Source organism: Stenotrophomonas sp. TWI700 (assembly GCF_039673645.1).
GTDB classification, from domain to species: Bacteria; Pseudomonadota; Gammaproteobacteria; order Xanthomonadales; family Xanthomonadaceae; genus Stenotrophomonas; species Stenotrophomonas maltophilia_AA.
Genome location: NZ_JBDJMB010000001.1, coordinates 216,400 through 233,280 on the forward strand (window position 1 = coordinate 216,400; position 16,881 = coordinate 233,280).

General features: G+C 65.6%; 10 protein-coding genes and 2 pseudogenes. 3 read left to right on the forward strand and 9 right to left on the reverse strand.

The features are described from left to right. Nucleotides 1–164 precede the first annotated feature (164 nt). A complete protein-coding gene (locus tag ABE473_RS00920; RefSeq protein ID WP_346488125.1) occupies nucleotides 165–812 on the reverse strand; it encodes a hypothetical protein in 648 nt (215 codons plus the stop codon). A 469-nt stretch (nucleotides 813–1,281) separates the two neighbouring features. Between ABE473_RS00920 and ABE473_RS00925 the strand changes: the two are divergent. Continuing rightward, nucleotides 1,282–2,500: pseudogene (locus tag ABE473_RS00925) on the forward strand (ISL3 family transposase). After that, complete coding sequence (locus ABE473_RS00930) at nucleotides 2,497–2,781, forward strand: DUF3693 domain-containing protein (protein WP_346488126.1); 285 nt, start codon at nucleotides 2,497–2,499, stop codon at nucleotides 2,779–2,781. The pseudogene ABE473_RS00925 and the gene ABE473_RS00930 overlap by 4 nt, the downstream one beginning before the upstream one ends. Here ABE473_RS00930 and ABE473_RS00935 read toward each other — a convergent pair. From ABE473_RS00935 to ABE473_RS00970, 8 genes and pseudogenes are all read right to left on the reverse strand, one after another. After that, entirely contained in the window at nucleotides 2,768–3,406 is a 639-nt protein-coding gene (locus tag ABE473_RS00935) for a hypothetical protein (RefSeq protein WP_346488127.1), read from the reverse strand. The two genes, ABE473_RS00930 and ABE473_RS00935, sit on opposite strands and share 14 nt — an antisense overlap. A 406-nt stretch (nucleotides 3,407–3,812) precedes the next feature. Continuing rightward, nucleotides 3,813–4,715 carry an aldose epimerase gene (locus ABE473_RS00940; RefSeq protein WP_346488128.1) on the reverse strand — a complete coding sequence of 301 codons (903 nt, stop codon included), beginning with the start codon at nucleotides 4,713–4,715 and terminating at the stop codon, nucleotides 3,813–3,815. Next, nucleotides 4,705–5,721 (reverse strand): glycoside hydrolase family 43 protein, encoded by a 1,017-nt coding sequence (locus ABE473_RS00945; RefSeq protein WP_346488280.1) that lies wholly within the window; start codon nucleotides 5,719–5,721, stop codon nucleotides 4,705–4,707. The genes ABE473_RS00940 and ABE473_RS00945 overlap by 11 nt, the downstream gene beginning before the upstream one ends. Then, nucleotides 5,704–7,167, reverse strand: a pseudogene (locus ABE473_RS00950) (MFS transporter); the annotation flags it as partial. The pseudogene ABE473_RS00950 and the gene ABE473_RS00945, both read right to left, overlap by 18 nt. 10 nt (nucleotides 7,168–7,177) lie before the next feature. After that, nucleotides 7,178–9,802, reverse strand: a complete 2,625-nt coding sequence (locus ABE473_RS00955; protein ID WP_346488281.1) for a glycoside hydrolase family 3 C-terminal domain-containing protein — start codon at nucleotides 9,800–9,802, stop codon at nucleotides 7,178–7,180. A gap of 71 nt (nucleotides 9,803–9,873) precedes the next feature. Continuing rightward, complete coding sequence (locus tag ABE473_RS00960) at nucleotides 9,874–11,562, reverse strand: glycoside hydrolase family 43 protein (RefSeq protein ID WP_346488129.1); 1,689 nt, start codon at nucleotides 11,560–11,562, stop codon at nucleotides 9,874–9,876. Further along, nucleotides 11,562–13,592, reverse strand: a complete 2,031-nt coding sequence (locus ABE473_RS00965) for a sialate O-acetylesterase (RefSeq protein ID WP_346488130.1) — start codon at nucleotides 13,590–13,592, stop codon at nucleotides 11,562–11,564. Before ABE473_RS00965 ends, ABE473_RS00960 begins: the two co-directional genes overlap by 1 nt. Next, a complete protein-coding gene (locus ABE473_RS00970) occupies nucleotides 13,589–15,703 on the reverse strand; it encodes an alpha-glucuronidase family glycosyl hydrolase (RefSeq protein ID WP_346488131.1) in 2,115 nt (704 codons plus the stop codon). The genes ABE473_RS00965 and ABE473_RS00970 overlap by 4 nt, the downstream gene beginning before the upstream one ends. Before the next feature lie 111 nt (nucleotides 15,704–15,814). Here ABE473_RS00970 and ABE473_RS00975 point away from each other — a divergent pair, with 111 nt between their 5' ends. Further along, nucleotides 15,815–16,870, forward strand: a complete 1,056-nt coding sequence (locus ABE473_RS00975; protein WP_346462363.1) for a LacI family DNA-binding transcriptional regulator — start codon at nucleotides 15,815–15,817, stop codon at nucleotides 16,868–16,870. The last annotated feature ends 11 nt before the right edge of the window (nucleotides 16,871–16,881 follow it).

Sequence of the window (16,881 nt, forward strand, 5' to 3'; positions counted from 1 at the left end):
AGGACCCAAGGAAAGGGGTTGTTACAGAACATGGGTGCCCTCCTGCTGCTTTATACATTGTCCTGTGTTCAACGACGTTGAGCGCCCCGCCATCGACCCCAAGGTCGCTGGCGGGTTCCCTTGGGGCTTGGTGAGGGCCGGAGTGAGGAATGACGAACTTTCGACTAGTCGTCATTGAGGCTGGCAAATATTTCTTCGCACTTGGCGCGAACGACGGCTGTCTGCTTTTCAATTTCGTCGACCACACCGAGATCCCACTGGTTTACCGGGGTCTTGTCATCGCAATCCTTCCTCCGAGCGATGGCCTCCTGCTGGATCTCGACGAGTCCCCTGATGCCATCCATCGAATTGTTGATCGACTTTATTCCCACAACTATTTCGGTGGTAAGGCAGAGAACGAACTGATCGCCGAGCTTGATCCTTTCAGAATCGCGCAACAGTCGCTTATGCATGTATGCCAGTTCAGAAATCGTCTGCTTGCCTGGCTCGCATACTCTGAACTCGGCCGGAAAGCCATCAAGACCGAATGCATCCGCGAGCTCAACCGCGACGTACATGCGCTGCACTCTTTTGGCTTCGGCCCTCCGCTGTTCCTCCGCAACAGCCTCCTTCTCGCTTCGCTTGTGAGCGATATACGCAATCGCAGCGGCAGCAATGCCGATCACCCACGTACCTGCAGCCGCGATCCAATCTGCCCTGCTGCCGTGCTCTGCACCAGAGAGAATCCAAATGACCAATCCGCCAGCGACGAAGCTGAGTGGAATAGACCAAGCAATAGCGATCGGCGGCACGTCGAAATCCGGAAGCTTCATATCACCCCATATAGGTCAGTTTCCAAACGGGTATTCTGACATGACTGAGCCCCTTCTCACCCTGCCAGTAATAGGGTCCATTTTGGCCTTTACCCTTGGCTGCGCAAAGCTCGTTTCGTGGCTGCTCGATCGACGTGCTTACACCGCCTCGCAGCATTCTTGCAAAGGCTTAGATTGCCGCTGCCAACCGCGGCGATCTGCTGGCAGTAGCGACGCGGAATTCGAGCGTCAGCTTGGCGTGTCACGCGGACCGATCGCCAACTGGAAGTCGAGCTATTCGTTGCCTGATACGGTGATATGCGCAACTTTGGCGGGGCTGACCTGCCTGCCGCTGGCCCGTGTCCTGGGCATCGTTGGAGAGGCACGCACGGTCAGTCGCAAAAAAAAGGTTCTTCTCCCATCTGAGGGGAGAAGGCGCACGGCCGGCCAGCTAGATTGTGGTTGTCGAGACTACAAACCGAGGCCGGCCGTGGCCAAGCTGGATTGTATGCCGTTGCTGGGGGGCTGGGAGGGGTATCGCCTGGGTGGATGGCGCCGCGAGGCACGTGGCGAAGCCACGTGGCTGGTGCTTTCGCTGTTGCCTGATTCACGCCGCCGACGACGCTGCAGTGGCTGCGGCAAGTGGGTCGTGGCCATCCACGACCAGACGCTCCGGCGCATCCGTGACTTGCCCGTGTTCGACGAGCCGGTGGAGTTGGAAGTCCAGCGACAGCGACTGGCCTGTCCTCGCTGTGGGCCAAAACTGGAGCACTTGGATTGGCTGGAGCGGCATGCCCGGGTAACGCAACGGCTTGCGCAGAGCGTGGCACGCATGTGTGCCACCATCTCGATCCATGCCACCGCAAAGTGGCATGGTCTGGACTGGAAGACGGTCAAGGCGCTTGATTTCAGGCATCTGATGCAGACGCTGGGCCCGGTGGACCTATCGGACGTACGCGTGATCGCGATGGACGAGTTTGCGATCCAGAAGGGGCATCGCTACGCCACCGTGGTCGTCGAGCCATCGCGCAAGCGCGTGCTCTGGGTCGGCCGAGGACGCAGCCGCGCTGACATCCGTCCCTTCTTTGAGCTACTCGGCAAGGACGGTTGCGAACGCATCCAAGCCGTAGCAATGGACATGAATTCGGCCTTTGATGTGGAGGTCAAAGCCCAGTGTCCCAATGCTGAAGTGGTCTACGACCTCTTCCACGTGGTGGCTAAGTACGGACGCGAAGTCATCGATCGAGTGCGGGTGGACGAGGCCAACCGTCTGCGCACCGACAGGCCCGCCCGGCGGGTGGTGAAGACCTCGCGCTGGCTGCTGCTGCGCAACCGGCAAAACGTCCCGGCCGAGCAGCGCGTCCAACTCGAGGAGCTGCTGGCCGCCAACAGAGCACTGCTGACCACCTATCTGCTCAAAGACGACCTGAAGCAGCTGTGGCGCTACCGAAGCCAGAGCTGGGCGGAGAAGGCCTGGCGCTCATGGAAGCATCGCGCCCTGCGAAGCGGGTTGGAGCCGCTGCGCATCTTTGTCCGGCGTCTGCAGCCTTATCTGCCGGGCATCCTGGCCCACTGCCGGTGGCCTCTCGGGACGAACCTGGTGGAAGGCATCAACAACAAGATCAAGGTCATCAAGCGCGTCGCCTACGGATACCGAGATGGCGTATTTCTTCCTGAAAATCCGGGCGGCCTTCCCCGGAGTTGGGTGAAGAACCAAAAAAAAGCCGTCTGGCGGAAGCTGGCTGCAACTGCCATTGCGCTGTGCCTGGTAGTTGGCTTTGCCCTGCCCCGTGATGCTCATGCGGCAATGCCAGTCTGGCCCGGCCCCGCTGTGAAGGTCGACTTGTCGGCCACGGGCGCGCCGCCAACAAGTCATGCGGCGTTGCCTCAATCAAGGGTGGCAAGGAGTTTACCTGGCTTGAGCGCTACGGCGCTCAAGCCACGTAGTACCAGTGAAACCTTGCTGCGCCCGACCATCAATTTCCCTTGATGTTCAGGCCAGCCGCACCCGCTAGTGAAGCGAGAACAAGTGATGATTGAATGTCGGTATCCAAGGCGTTCTCGGTGACCTGATCGATTGATGATTGATTGTCGTCGAAAACCGTGGATCGCAACTTGGATATGGATAAGCGCGTCTTAAGTGACCCTTCCAGTACGTCAGGGCTCAAGTTCCAGCCAGCAAGACGAGAGAGCTCTGTAAGTGCGCCATCTAGGTCGCTGAGAAGTACGCGGATGTGTTGGTCGTCCTTAAAGAGTGTGTACAGCTGCAAGCGAGTTTCTGTACTCAGTGCATCGGGCTTTGCGCCGCCGCCCAAATACTCCTTTACGATGCTAGTAAATCTATCCTTTCCAAAGTGATTCCAGCAAATCGTTAACCAATGGTTGTGATAATTGCTCACGTGATGCTGGGTAACGCCAAGGAGAGCGAGAACCCCCGCCCTTTTTCCCTTCTTGTCGAGGTATACGTTAACCAGAAAAAGAGCTATTGCTAACGATATAAAATTACCTGACAAGCCAGATAAAAAACTCGTTGTAACGGCATGAGGCGTGAAGTAGGCCGAAACGATAAAAGCTAGTCCCACTAAGAGCATCACAAATGGAAGTGCGGTTGTCACGATGATCCCCTGTTGCCTAACTGCCTGATTGATGAGCCTAGCTTCCAGCTATGCGACCTATTCCCAGTGCACAACATTGTAGGCACTAGTCTAGACCTGATCTTACGACCACCGGCTTCGGCCAACAAGCACGCGTGATCATTAAGCGTCGCGCAGGTTGGTCTCGACGTGCAACAGGTCTACCTGGCCCCACTAGATTCTTATACTGCGGCGCGCTGCCAGCCGATGCAGGCTGCGACATTGCTGGTCGCGCTGGAACATGCCTTGGCACATTCGCGTGAGCTCTGCATCGAGCGGAACTATGACAGGACAGAGCCGCCTGGCGTCCAGCGCCTGGTTGCGCTAATGCACGCGCTTGCCGGGTGCGCGCAGGTGACCGGCGTGGGCGGCCTCCAGAGTAGCGCGCTCATATTCGTGTATGTAGGAGCGCGTCTCGATTTTGGTTGCAGTCGCTTGGGAACCGACCCTGCCTCGCCGTGTTCCACGCGAGTTCGAAGGTCAGCTCTAGTCGCTCGCCAGGGTCGATTCGGTTTGGCGCGAGGGTAAAGCCATCAGGCGGCCCAGTCTGCGGCTCCACACACGTCGCGTGCGCAGAACCGTCATACACCACCCAGTGACCCGTATCCGCCCGTAGGCGCAGCCGCTGGCCTCCAGACACCAGCGTCACCTCAGCCTGGTTGATGAAACAGTCATCCCACGGCCCAGGCGTGGGAGCAATGCAGGGCAATGCAGCGATGCCCTCCCCGTCCCGCGGATACATCGCACTGGGCGAGAACAGCAACTGATCCGGCTTCCGAAACCACGGGTGCCAACCCAGCACCGCCGGCATCGCCTGGTCGCCGGCTTGCACGGCGAGGCGCAGTTCCAGGTGGTTTGGCATCACATGGATCGCCTGTGTCCCACGACCCCCGAACGGCCAATAGACATCCTCAGGAAGCTCAAGCGACATCATGGCGCTGTCCGCCCCGAGACTGTCGATACGCCACGGCCGTGAGAAGCCCACCCCGTGGATTGCGTGCCCGCCGAAGTTTGTTGGCAGCCCATACGGCTTGCCAGCAAAGGCAAAGCGCCCCTGCCGGATCCGTCCGGCCCAAGGCACCATCGGATAGCACCCCCATCCGATCGCCGCCGCCCCACCCTCCTGCTCACCGATCAGCCAGTCGACGCCGTCATAGCGGATCTGGGCAATGCGTCCACCGGCGTCAGGCGCCAATGCGACCTCCAACGCGCCCGCCCGCAACCAGTACAAGCGCCCACCCGGCAGTGGCGCCTGCGCATCGTCTTTCGGTGACGCCGCTTCAAGCGCCATAAGGATCGATCGTCCGGATGCCGCCGTCCGCGTCCATCAGCAGCGGCGTGCACTTGACCGAGCGCAGATGGGTCACACCGCCCGACAACAAGGCGTCATGGTAGAAGAGATACCACTGCCCCTTGAACGCGCAGATGGAGTGATGCGTGGTCCAGCCCACAACGGGCTTCAGGATCACGCCGGCATAGGTGAACGGTCCATACGGGCTGTCACCGATGGCGTAGCACAGCAGGTGCGTATTGCCCGTGGAGTACGACAGGTAATAGCGGCCCTGATACTTGTGCAGCCACGGCCCCTCGAAGAACCGGCGCGCATGGTCGTCGGCACGCAGCGGCTGTCCGTGCTCGTCGAGGATGACGACCTCGCGCGTGGGCTCCGCCAGCCGCGTCATGCCCGCGTCCAGTCGGCCGACACGCGGTCCCAGTGCCGGGGCCTCCCCGGTCGGCTCTTCGTGCGTCGCATCAAAGCGGTTGTCACGGTACTTCTGCAGCTGGCCACCCCAGATGCCGCCGAAATAGAGGTAATGCGTGCCGTCGTCGTCTTCGTACACGGCCGGGTCGATCGAGTACGTGCCCTCCATCGGTTCGGGTTCGGCAGTGAACGGCCCCTCCGGGCGATCCCCTGCCGCCACGCCGATGCGGAACATGCCCTGTCCGTCCTTGGCCGGGAAATACAGGTAGTAGCGGCCGTCGCGGTGGGCTGCATCCGGCGCCCACATCTGCTGCGCGGCCCAGGGTACGTCGCGCACATGCAGCGCCATGCCGCAATCGATGGCATCGGCCTCGGGCGAATCCATCCGCAGCACGTGGTAGTCCTCCATGCCGAAATGCCCGCCCTCATCGTCGAAGGGCGCGCCGCCGTCGATATCGTGCGACGGATAGATGTACAGGCGCCCCTCGAATACGTGGGCCGAAGGATCGGCGGTATAGATGTGGGTCACCAGCGGCTGGGAAATGGCATGCGCCGCGAGCTGATCAAGGTCGTTGCCCTGGCGACGCAGATGCAGGTCATGCTCGATTCGCGTCTCCATCCCTTTGTCGATCTTGTAGAGGAAGAGCAGCGCAACCGCGACCAGGAAGGGAATGGAGCAGTAGAGGCTCACGGTCAGGCGGATGCCGTCCACCACGGCCTGGGGCTGCTGTTCCGCGCCGGCCTGATAACCATGGTGCGCGAGAATCCCGGCGACCAGTGCACCGCCGATGCTGAGCCCGATCTTCAACCCGCACAGCATCGCGGAGAAGATGATGGCGGTGGCGCGGCGATGGTTCTTCCATTCCGAATAGTCGGCAACGTCGGCGATCATCGCCCACAGCAGCGGGATGGTGATGCCGTAGCAGAATCCGTGCAGCATGAAGGCGCCAAAGGCCACGCCGACCGCCGTGGGTGGAAACAGGTAGAACACCAGCAGGAACACGGTGGACACCAGCAGCGCGCCGCCGAAGACATCACGCTTGCCGAAGCGGTCGGCCAGGCGGCGGGAGACGCCGATGCCCAGGATCATGCAGAGGATGCCGCAGGCGTTGAACAGGCTGAAGGCCGAGGTCGCCGGATCCTCCGGCCAGGTGAAGCCGGACAGGCCCCATCCGTTGAGGGTCGCGTTCACCGCCCCGATGAAGCGGTTGAAACCGGAGGCGTCGAGAAAACCCGCCAACGCGGCTTCGCTCATGTAGTACTGGAAGTAGTAGATGTAGGTGCCGCCCTTCAGGGCGAGGTTGATGAAGGCCAGCACCGTCAGGGCCAGCATCACCTTCCACGGCCGGTTGTGCAGCAGGTCGGACAGGTCCTGCATCACCCCGCCCGTCTGTTCCTTGGCCGGCACGATGCGCTCGCGGGTTGTGGCGAAGGTGATCAGGAAGAACAGCGTGCCCACGACCGCGAACACGGTCATTACCCGCTCGAAGCCCTGCACGCGGTCCCCGTCGCCCAGGATCAGCACCAGCGGCAGCAACAGCACCTGGATGATGAACTGCGCGATCATCACCGCCACGAAGCGGTAGGCCGACAGGCTGTTGCGTTGGGCCATGCTGCCGGTCAGTACCCCGCTGAGCGCGGAGTACGGCAGGTTGTTGGCTGCGTACACGAACATCAGCAGGCCATAGGTCACCAGGGCGTAGATGACCTTGCCGCGCCCGCCGAGGTCCGGCGTACTGAACGCAAGCAGCGACAGCGCGCCGAAGGGAATCGCCGTCCACAGGATCCAGGGCCGGAACTTTCCCCAGCGGCTGACCGTGCGGTCAGCGGCAATGCCGATCAGCGGGGTGAACACGAAGGCGCCCAGCAGGCCGATGACAAGGATGATCGTCGCCGCCGTGGCGGGCGGCAACCGGTACACATCGGTGTAGAAGAACGCCAGGTAGGTGATCAGCGTCTGGAAGATCAGGTTGGCCGCGAGGTCGCCCAGGCTGTAGCCCAGCTTCTCCCGGACGGACAGCGTGTGCTCGGGAATATCCATGTGGCGGGCCTCAGTCACGACGTGCCTCCACGGTGAAGCGGCTCTGCACACGTGCATCGGCGCTGGAGCCGCCTACCCTCACTTCGTACTCCCCCGGCGGGACCGCATAGGTGCCGCGCGCCTCGTCGTACTGGCGCAGCGCCTGCTGCGCGTCCAGATCGAATGCCACGGTGCGCCGCTCGCCAGGCGCCAGGTGGACACGCTGGAAGCCCTGCAAGGTCTGCTGCGCATCGCCTGCGCCGGCGGCCAGTCGCCGCACATACACCTGCACCACTTCATCACCCGCGCGCTTGCCCGTGTTGGAGACGTCCACCTGCACCTTGAGCGTGCCGTCGTCGGCGATGCGGGGCGCATCCAGACGGAGTCTGCCGTAGCCGAACCGGGTATAGGACAGCCCGTAGCCGAACGGATACAGCGGCGTGCCGCGGAAGTAGCGGTAGGTGCGGCCCTCCATCGTGTAGTCGTCGAAGGCCGGCATCGCCTGGTCCGCGGTGTAGAACGTCACCGGCAGCCTGCCCGCGGGATTGGTGTCGCCGAACAGCGTTTGTCCCACCGCGGTGCCACCGCGCTGCCCGGGATACCAGCTCATCAGGATCGCGGACAGGTTCGCCTGGGCCCACTCCACCGCCAGCGCCGAGCCCCCGGTCAGCACCATCACCACCGGCTTGCCCGTGGCATGCAGCGCTTCCAGCAGGGCGCGCTGGGTGCCGGGCAGGCGCAGATCGGTGCGGTCGCCGCCCGCGAAGCCCGGATAGTTCACCGTCATCTCCTCGCCCTCTACATCGCCGGTCAGGCCGCCGACGAAGACCACCACGTCCGCGTTGCGGGCGGCATCGACCGCCTCCTCGAACGGCGGCTTCGCGCCGGGCATGCGCCAGCCCAGCCGCACGCCGGCGTCGCGTTCGTTATCGAAGTACTCCAGCGTGAGCTCGTAGGCGCGGCCCGCCTGTAGGTCCAGGTCGACACCGTCGCTGCGCAGGCGATCGCTGTTGGCCCAGTGGTCCAGCACCCGCTTTCCATCCACGTAGAGACGGAAGCCGTCATCAGCGGCCGCCTCGATCCGGTAGCGGCCCGAGACCGGCGGCAGCAGTTGGCCTCGCCAGCGGATGCTGAAGCCATCGTTGGGAATGCCCTGCCCCGGCGCCGCTTCACCGCGGGCCAGCAGGTTGTCGGTGGGTGAACCCCGGTCCCAGCGGAAGCCGATCTGTGCATCGGTGCGGACCAGGGCCGGCGTCCCTGACAGATCGGGCGTGCGGAAGTACTCACCGCGCAGGCCGCGTTCCGGGGAATCGGCCGACGGCCGCAGGTACGCTGCTTCGATCAGCGGTGTCGCACCGGGATCATCGCGCCCTTCGACCAGGTCGACGCCGCGTGCGTACTGCACCTCGACGCCCTTGGCCGCGTCGCGGATTCCCTGCAGGATGGTCACCGGCGCGGCCGGCGTGCCGAAGTAGTTGCCGAGCAGGGCCATGGTGTCATCGGCGGTTGGGCCGACCACGGCAATGCGCTTGAGACTGCGCGACAAAGGCAGCACGCCATCGTTCTTCAGCAGCACCAGGGACTGCTGCGCGGCCTTCAGGGCCAGCGCGTCGTGCGCCGGGGCCTGGTTCACGGAGGCCGGTATCCGCGCCCAGCGCACGCGCTCGGGCGGATCGAACATGCCCAGCCGCATCCGCGCGGTGAACAGCCGCGTCACGGCATCGTCGATCTCCGCTTCGCTGATCAGCCCCTGGCGTACCGCGGCCGGCAGCGTGGCGTATTCCTGGCCGCACTCCAGCTCGGTGCCGTTCTTGACCGCCAGTGCCGCGGCGGCCTCGCGGGTCGGCACGATTTTGTGATGCTTCCAGATATCGACGATGGCCCAGCAGTCGGACACCACGTAGCCCCTGAAGCCCCAGTCCCGGCGCAGCACGTCGCGCAGCAGGAACGTGCTGGCGCTCGCGGACTCGCCATACACCCGGTTGTAGGCGCCCATCACCGCGTCGACCTGGCCTTCCTTCACCAGCGCCTCGAAGGCCGGGAGGTAGGTGTCATACAGGTCGCGCTTGCTGGGGCGCGCGTCGAAGTGGTGGCGGTCCGCCTCGGGACCACTGTGCACGGCCAGGTGCTTGGCCGTGGCGTCGAGCTTGCGGTAGACCGGGTCGTCGCCCTGCAGGCCGTGCACGAAGGCGACGCCCATGCGCGCGGTCAGGTACGGGTCCTCACCGTAGGTTTCCTGGCCACGGCCCCACCGCGGATCGCGGAAGATGTTGATGTTCGGCGACCAGTAGGTCAGGCCCTGGTAGCGGCCATGCGACCCCTCGCGCACGAACTGGTGATGCTTGGCGCGCGCCTCGTCGCTGATGGTGGTCGCGACCTGCGCCATCAACGGCACGTCGAAAGTGGCCGCCAGCCCGATCGCCTGCGGGAAGACGGTGGCCTGCCCTGCCCGCGCCACACCGTGGAGGCCTTCGTTCCACCAGTCGTAGGCCGGAACGCCCAGGCGCTCGATGGCCGGCGCGGCGTTCTGCATCTGGGCGGCCTTTTCCTCCAGGGTCATCTGCCCCACCAGCGCGGCGGCGCGGGTCTCAAAGCTGGCCGAGGTGTCCAACCAGGGCTGGGTTTCCGCGGCATGACCGGCGGTCGCCGCTGCCATGGCAGCGCACAGCACCAGGGTGCGGAAGGTGGGGCCACGACGGCCACTGCAGAGGTAAGGCGCATGCGTCATCATTTGCTCCTCAAGGCGCGCTCGTCGCGCGCGAATGGTCCCAGCAGCGCGCCGACAAAGCCGCCTGCGCGATCCGTACTCAACACCGTTCCGTCCACGTCGTCGGCGAGCGTCTGCCAGCCTTGCCCATCACCCGTGTCGAACGCGAACGCATAGCTGCCCTCGTCACCGGCGATCTTCAGCCGCAGCGACGTGGACGCCGTCGCGTTGCGCGTGGCCAGGATGCGGGTCGCCCCGCTGCCATCGCGCCCTTCCAGGAAGATCGCCACGCGATCCCCGCCGAGGCTGCGCACGCCCAGGAAGTACCAGTAACTCTCGCTCTGGAACGCAGCAAGGCCCGCCGCCACACCCGTCGCCGGCCGCGTCATGTCGGTGCTGGCCTCGAAGCGCAGATGCTGCTGACGGCGGCCAAGGAAAGAAGGGTTACGCAGCGTCTCGAGGTTCTCCGGCAGCGGATGCACGGCCAAGCTGCCCGGGCGCAGGCCCAGGTCTGCCCACGCCCGTTTGGGTACGCGCACCTGGAACCATCCCGTGCCCAGCGTCGGTGCATCGAAACCTTCGCGATCGACGAAGTTGCCGGTTGATGGCGCCTGCGAGGCATCGCCCCGCATCCATGACGGCGCCTTGACCACATACGGGATGGCCTGCTCGGCCGGCAGGATCACCGGCCAGCCATCCCGCCACTGCACGGGCAGCAGATACGTCTCCCGCCCCGTGTTGTAGTGGCGCGTCTGGTAATTGCGACTGGCCAGGAACACCGCCCACCAGGCGCCGTCCGGACCTTCCACCAGATCGGCATGGCCGGCGTTGGTGATCGGCAGCGGCCGGTCGTCCGGCAGGTCGCGCTGGGTGAGAATCGGATTGCCCGCATACGGGAGGTACGGCCCCCAGACCTCGCGGCTGCGCAGGACCACCTGGGAATGCTGCGGCCCGGTGCCCCCCTCGGCGTCGGAGAGGTAGTACCAGCCATCGCGCTTGAAGACATGCGGCCCCTCGATCCAGATCGGGTTCTTCGCCGGCTCCACCCCGCCGTCGATGAGCACCCTGCGCGGCCCTACCGGCTTGAACGCGGCCAGGTCGATCTGCTGCATCCAGATGGCACGGTGGCCTTCGTAGCGCTGCGGACCGGGCGGCACATCGTTGTTCACCAGGTAGACGGCGCCGTCTTCGTCGAAGAACAGCGACGGGTCGATGCCTTCGACGCTGGGCAGCCAGTGTGGGTCGGACCAGGGGCCGGCAGGGTCGCGCGCGGTCGCGATGAAGTTGCCGCCACTGTCGACAGCCGTGGTGACCACATAGAACATGCCGTCGTGGTATTCGATCGCCGGCGCGAAGATGCCGCGCGATACGCTCAATCCATCGAAGTCCAGCTGCGTTGGGCGGTCGATCACGTTGCCGATCTGTTTCCAGTGCACCAGATCGATGCTTTCGAATACCGGAATACCCGGGAAGTAGGTGAAGCTGGAATTGACCAGATAGAAGCGGTCATTGGCGCGAACGATGCTCGGATCCGCATGGAAGCCGGCCAGGATCGGGTTGCGGTAGTGACCGGCGGGCAGCGGTGCTTCAAAGGCCGCGTCGTGACCGGCGTATTCAAACCAGTCGAAGAAGACCGGCGGCGCCGGCGTGGCACCGAGCGATGGCGCAGCAGGCAGCAGCAGGAGCAGCGTGGCAATCAGCAGGCGCATCAGGGAACCTCGGCGGCAGTGAGGGGAATATCGAAGGGCCCGGCCGGCGCACCGCTGCTGTCGCGCAGCGTGCACACCGGGCCGTCGGCCCAGCAGTAGCGCACATGCATCGCGCCGCTCCGGTAGTGCCGGCCGCTGGCCGGCTCCACGCAATCCACGCAATCCAGGCAATCCCGGCATGGCAGCAGCACGTCGCGCCCCTCCAGCACCGCCTCGGCATAGCGGCAGTGCCGTGCGTCGGCATCACAGAGCTCGAATCCTATGGGGCCGTTCGCACCGGTCGTGACCAGGGTGCCGGTGACGTTGTCGAACGCGATCCTTGTTTCGCCCTGCGCGCGCGACGCCGTGCGCACCGTCGGGCCGGAAGGTGCCAGCGCCCGTTCGCCGTAGACCACGTGACGCGCCACCCGGGCCAGGCGACGGCCCAGCTCCTGTTTGTTGGGCGGGTGGATGTCGTACGCATCGCCGATGTCGATGGCCACCGCGAGCCCGGTATGCGGGTCTTCCGCCGCGACGCGACGCTGCGCCTCGCGCACCTGTGCCCAGCCACTCTCCACCGGCGCCTGGGGCGGCTGCCCATAGCCGGCCAACTGCACCACCAGCAGCGGCATCCGCGCACCAAACCGGCTGCGCCAGTCATCGCGCAGGCTGCGCAGCCGGTTGGCATAAGCGGCGCCGTCACCCGTGTTGGACTCGCCTTGGTACCAGAGCATCCCACGCAGGCCATAGCTGCCGAGCGGCGCGATCATGCCGTTGTACAGCGTCGACAGACCCGTGGCGGCATGCCAGGGCGCCAGCGGCGGTGCCTGTGCACCGGGCGCCACCCGGTAGTGCCACGGTGCGTCAAGGACGATGCGCGTGCCGTCGTCGAGCTCCACCGCGTGGGCGGCGGCCGGTCCCGACAGCCCACCCTCGCCGTAGGTATCCAGCACGTTGATCACCACCGTGTTCTCACCGGCGTTCAAGAGACCGGCCGGAAGGGTGTAACGCCGCGCCTCCCCTGCACCGTACTGGCTGCCCACCGCCACGCCGTTGACCCAGGTCATGTCCGTCTCATCCACGGCGCCCAGCGCAAGCCGTGCGCCCTGCGCCGCCTGCGCGGCAGTCAGCGTGACCTGGGTGCGGTACCAGACCATGCCGTTGTACGCGGCAAGCGCCGGCACGCCCCAACGCTCCCATGCCCCCAGCGCGGCCGGTGCCGTGTGCCATGCCGTGCTGTCTGTGCCCGGCTGCCAGGGAGTGTCGCCTTGCCGGGCTCCGTCGCGCATTGACCACCACTGCTGCCATACCTCGCCCCAGCCCGCGGTTGCCGCCGCAGGGTTGCTTGCGTAGACCGCGAGCAGGTCAAGCGCGGGGTCCATGCCGCCCTGCGTACGCAGCGCGTCGGCGCTGGTCCACGCCTCGATCCGCGAGCCGCCCCACGCCGCCTGGATCAACCCCATCGGGACGTTGACGGTCTTCTGCAGTTCACGCGCAAAGTAGTAGCAGGCGGCGGAAAAGTCGCGCACCGCGGCTGGCGACCCCGGCTTCCACACCGTCGGCGCCGGGAACGTGCTCTGCGGCATAACGGCTGCCGCCTTGGGCACGGTGAACAGGCGGATCGTCGGGTGCGTGGCGGAGGCGATCTCACTGTCTGCGTCGAGCGCGCGCCACACCGGCAGTTCCATGTTCGACTGCCCGGAACACAACCAGACATCGCCCATCTGCACGTCATGCACGATCTGGGTGGCGGGCCCTGCGCGCACGGTCATGTCGTGAGGGCCGCCAACGGGAATGGGTTTCAGCGTTGCACGCCACTGGCCGCCGTCATCCGCGCGCGTGGTAACGGTTTGTCGCGCGAACGCCACGGAAACCGGGGTGCCGGGCGCAGCATGGCCCCAGACCGGAATCGGCTGGTCGCGCTGCAGCACGGCGTGATCCTGGAACAGCGGATGCAACAGCGGTGTTGCCGGTTCCTGTGCCACGGCCGGCATGGCAGCGCATGCCACGGCGGTCGCCAGCATCCAGAGGATCGCCCGTGGCCGACTCATCGCCCATCTCCCGGCGCGGAAGGAAACTGCAGGTGCTGGTACCAGGCCAGCGCGTGTGGTGGCGCGGTTTCGCCCGCAGGCAAGGGCCTGCCGCTGACCGACTGGAAGTACGCCACACTGGCATCGCGCCACCACTGCGCTTCGCGCCGCTGGATGCCGAGGAAGGCGGCGACCTGCGCATGCCGCTGCGTATCCACCCTGCCCTGCAGGCCTGCCCAGGTGGCCTGCATGCCCTCTACCTGGCGTACACCCAGGGAGTAACGCCCCACCAGTTCGTCCCACAACGGTCGTCCCGAGGCCATGCGGTGATCCCACGGAACGTGGTGGAACCACAACAGGAGCGGCTCCGGCACCCGCGCCAGGTTGCCGTACACGGCGGCCACCTCGGGGGCGTACTGGGCCACCGCGTTGCTGCCGCGCGCGGTGCGATCGAAGCCGATGCCATCGCGGTCGGCGCGGTGGTAGTACACGGCGGTCCAGTCCGCGCGCGGACCGCCGTCCACCCAGGGGCCGGGCCCGTAATGGTGCCCGCGCGCCATCAGGTGGTGCAGGCCCAGCGGCGTCATGTAGTTCACCGCGGCCTCGCGCGAGGCCATCAGCATGTCGACGATGGGCGCCACCACCTCGGGATCCGGTGCGAACGTCATCGCTGCCCAGTCCGCCGCGATGTCGCGGGCGGACTGGCCCGGATTCCAGGCGAGACGGCCGAAGGCGTACCAGTTGGCCTGGTCGAAGTGCGACCCACTCCAGGTGCGATCGTTGCCGATGTTGGCCACGCCGGCGATCCCGGTCAGGAGCTGCGCGACCGTGGCGCCTGCGCTGCCTGCATGGGTATCGGACTGCAGCACCTCCTCGTACAGCGGCCCCAGGTACACCAGATGTGTGGCGAAGCCGAGATACTCCTTGGTGATCTGGACCTCCATCATCAGCGGCGTGCGTGGCATGGCCCCGAACAGGGGATGGAACGGCTCCCGCGGCTGGAAATCGATGGGCCCGTTCTTTACCTGCACGATCACGTTCGGGCGGAAGTCACCGTCCAGGCCGGCAAATTCGGTGTAGGCCTGCGTGGCGCGGTCCTCGGGCACCTCATGCGCGTAGACGAAGGCGCGCCACATCACCACGCCGCCATGCGGTGCCAGCGCGTCAGCCAGCAGATTGGCACCGTCCGCATGCGAACGGCCATAGTCCTGCGGTCCGGGCTGTCCTTCCGAATTGGCCTTGACCAGGAAGCCGCCGAAATCCGGAATGTGCGCGTAGATCTCGTCAGCTTTGTCGCGCCACCAACGTTGCACGTCCGGGTCGAGCGGATCGGCTGTCTTCAGCCCGCCCAGCTCGATGGGGGCGCTGAAGCGCGCGCTCAGGTACACGCGGATGCCGTACGGCCGGAACATGTCCGCCAGCGCGGCCGCTTTGATGAGATATGCCGGCGCAAGGCTCTGCGCGCTCGCGTTTACATTGTTCAGCACGGTGCCGTTGATGCCGAGCGAGGCGTTGGCACGCGCGTAGTCCGTATAGCGTGGGTCCCGCCACTCCGGCAGGGTCTGCCAGTCCCACAGCGAGCGGCCCGCATAGCCGCGCTCCACGTAGCCGTCCAGGTTGTCCCAGTGGTCGAGCACGCGCAGCCGGAGCCGTGGTGATTCGCGAACTTCGAGGGCATCGAGTGACGCGCCGGTCTGCAGCAGTCGCAGCAGATGGAACACGCCATACAGCACCCCGATATCCTGGCGTGCAGCCACCAGCAGCACCTCGCGCCCGCCGATGTGCGCACGCCTGAGCAGGTAGCCGTCGTCGCCGAGTGATTCCATCTCCTTGCGGAGCGGCGCGATCACGGCCGACGAATCGGGGGTGCCCAGCACCACGCTGGGGTCCGCGCTGGGGGCCCTCTGCATCCGCGGTGCGCGACCCAGCAGGCCGGTGAGGCCACGCACGAGTTCCTCGCGCGCGGCACGTTGCGTCGGGGTCTGATCGGGAGCCACGACCCCGCCCAGCCGTGTCCGGTAGTCGGTCGCGAGGGCAGGTTCCAGCGGTGCGTAGCGCAGCCAGAGGGCGTACCCGTCCTCTGCGCGCACGCTGCCCGCGCAGGCGAAAAGTGCCAGGGCGACACCCAACATCCAGTGACACCGCTCGACATTCCGGCGGAGCAGCAGTGTCGCCAGCAAACCTTGTAAGCTGCGGACGTGCCCGCCTCGCGGCAGCGTCACAAAGAAGAAAGGCAACACGCATTGGACAAGCCGAAGAAATCGGTCCGCCGCAAAACCAGCGGCGTGACGATCGACGAGGTGGCTGCCCTGGCCGGGGTCTCGCCGATGACCGTGTCGCGCGCGATCAACCAAGGCAAGGTGCGCGATGTCACGCGCGAACGGGTGATGCGCGCGGTGCGCGAACTGGGCTACACGCCCAACCTGGCCGCGAGTTCGCTGGCGGCGGCGCAGCACACGCGGATCGCGCTGATCTACACCAACCCCAGCGGCGCCTACCTGCGGGAGCTGCTGGTGGGCCTGCTGCGTGTCGCGTCCAACGCGGCCATCCAGCTGGTCATCCACTACTGGGACAACTTCGACCCCGAGGCCGAGCGCAACGCTGCGCGCGCCCTGGCTGGCCGTGTGGATGGCGTCATCCTGCCGCCCCCGCTGTGCGAGTCGCAGGCGGCCGTGACCGAACTGGTCAGCGCCGGCATCCCGGTGGTCGCGATCGCGTCGGGGCACCTGAGGGACGATCTTTCCTGCGTCCGCATCGACGACTTCCACGCGGGCAAGGAGATGGCCGAACACCTGATCCAGCACGGGCACCGTCGCATCGGCTTCATCTGCGGCCGCAGCGACCTCAGCGCGAGCGCGCGACGCTACGATGGATTTGTCACCGCCCTGCAGGAGGCAGGGCTGCAGGTCGAACCCGGCCTCGTCGAACAGGGGGATTACACCTACCGTTCGGGGCTTGCCGCGACCGAGAAGCTGCTGTCCCAGCGTCGCCCGCCGACGGCCATCTTCGCCAGCAACGACGACATGGCGGCAGCGGCCATCTCCGTTGCTCACCGACGCGGCCTCGAGGTGCCCCGTGACCTGTCGGTGGTGGGCTTCGATGACACGTCGGCGGCAACGACCGTCTGGCCCGAGCTGACCACCCTCCATCAACCCATCGCTGCGATGGCGGACGCCGCCATCGATATCCTGCTGCGAACCATCCGCCGCAAGGGCGATGACACGCGCGTGTTGACCGATCACGTCATGCCGCACCGGCTGGTGGTGCGCGACTCGGTCGCGCGCCCGCCCAAGCGCTGAGGGCGGAAGGC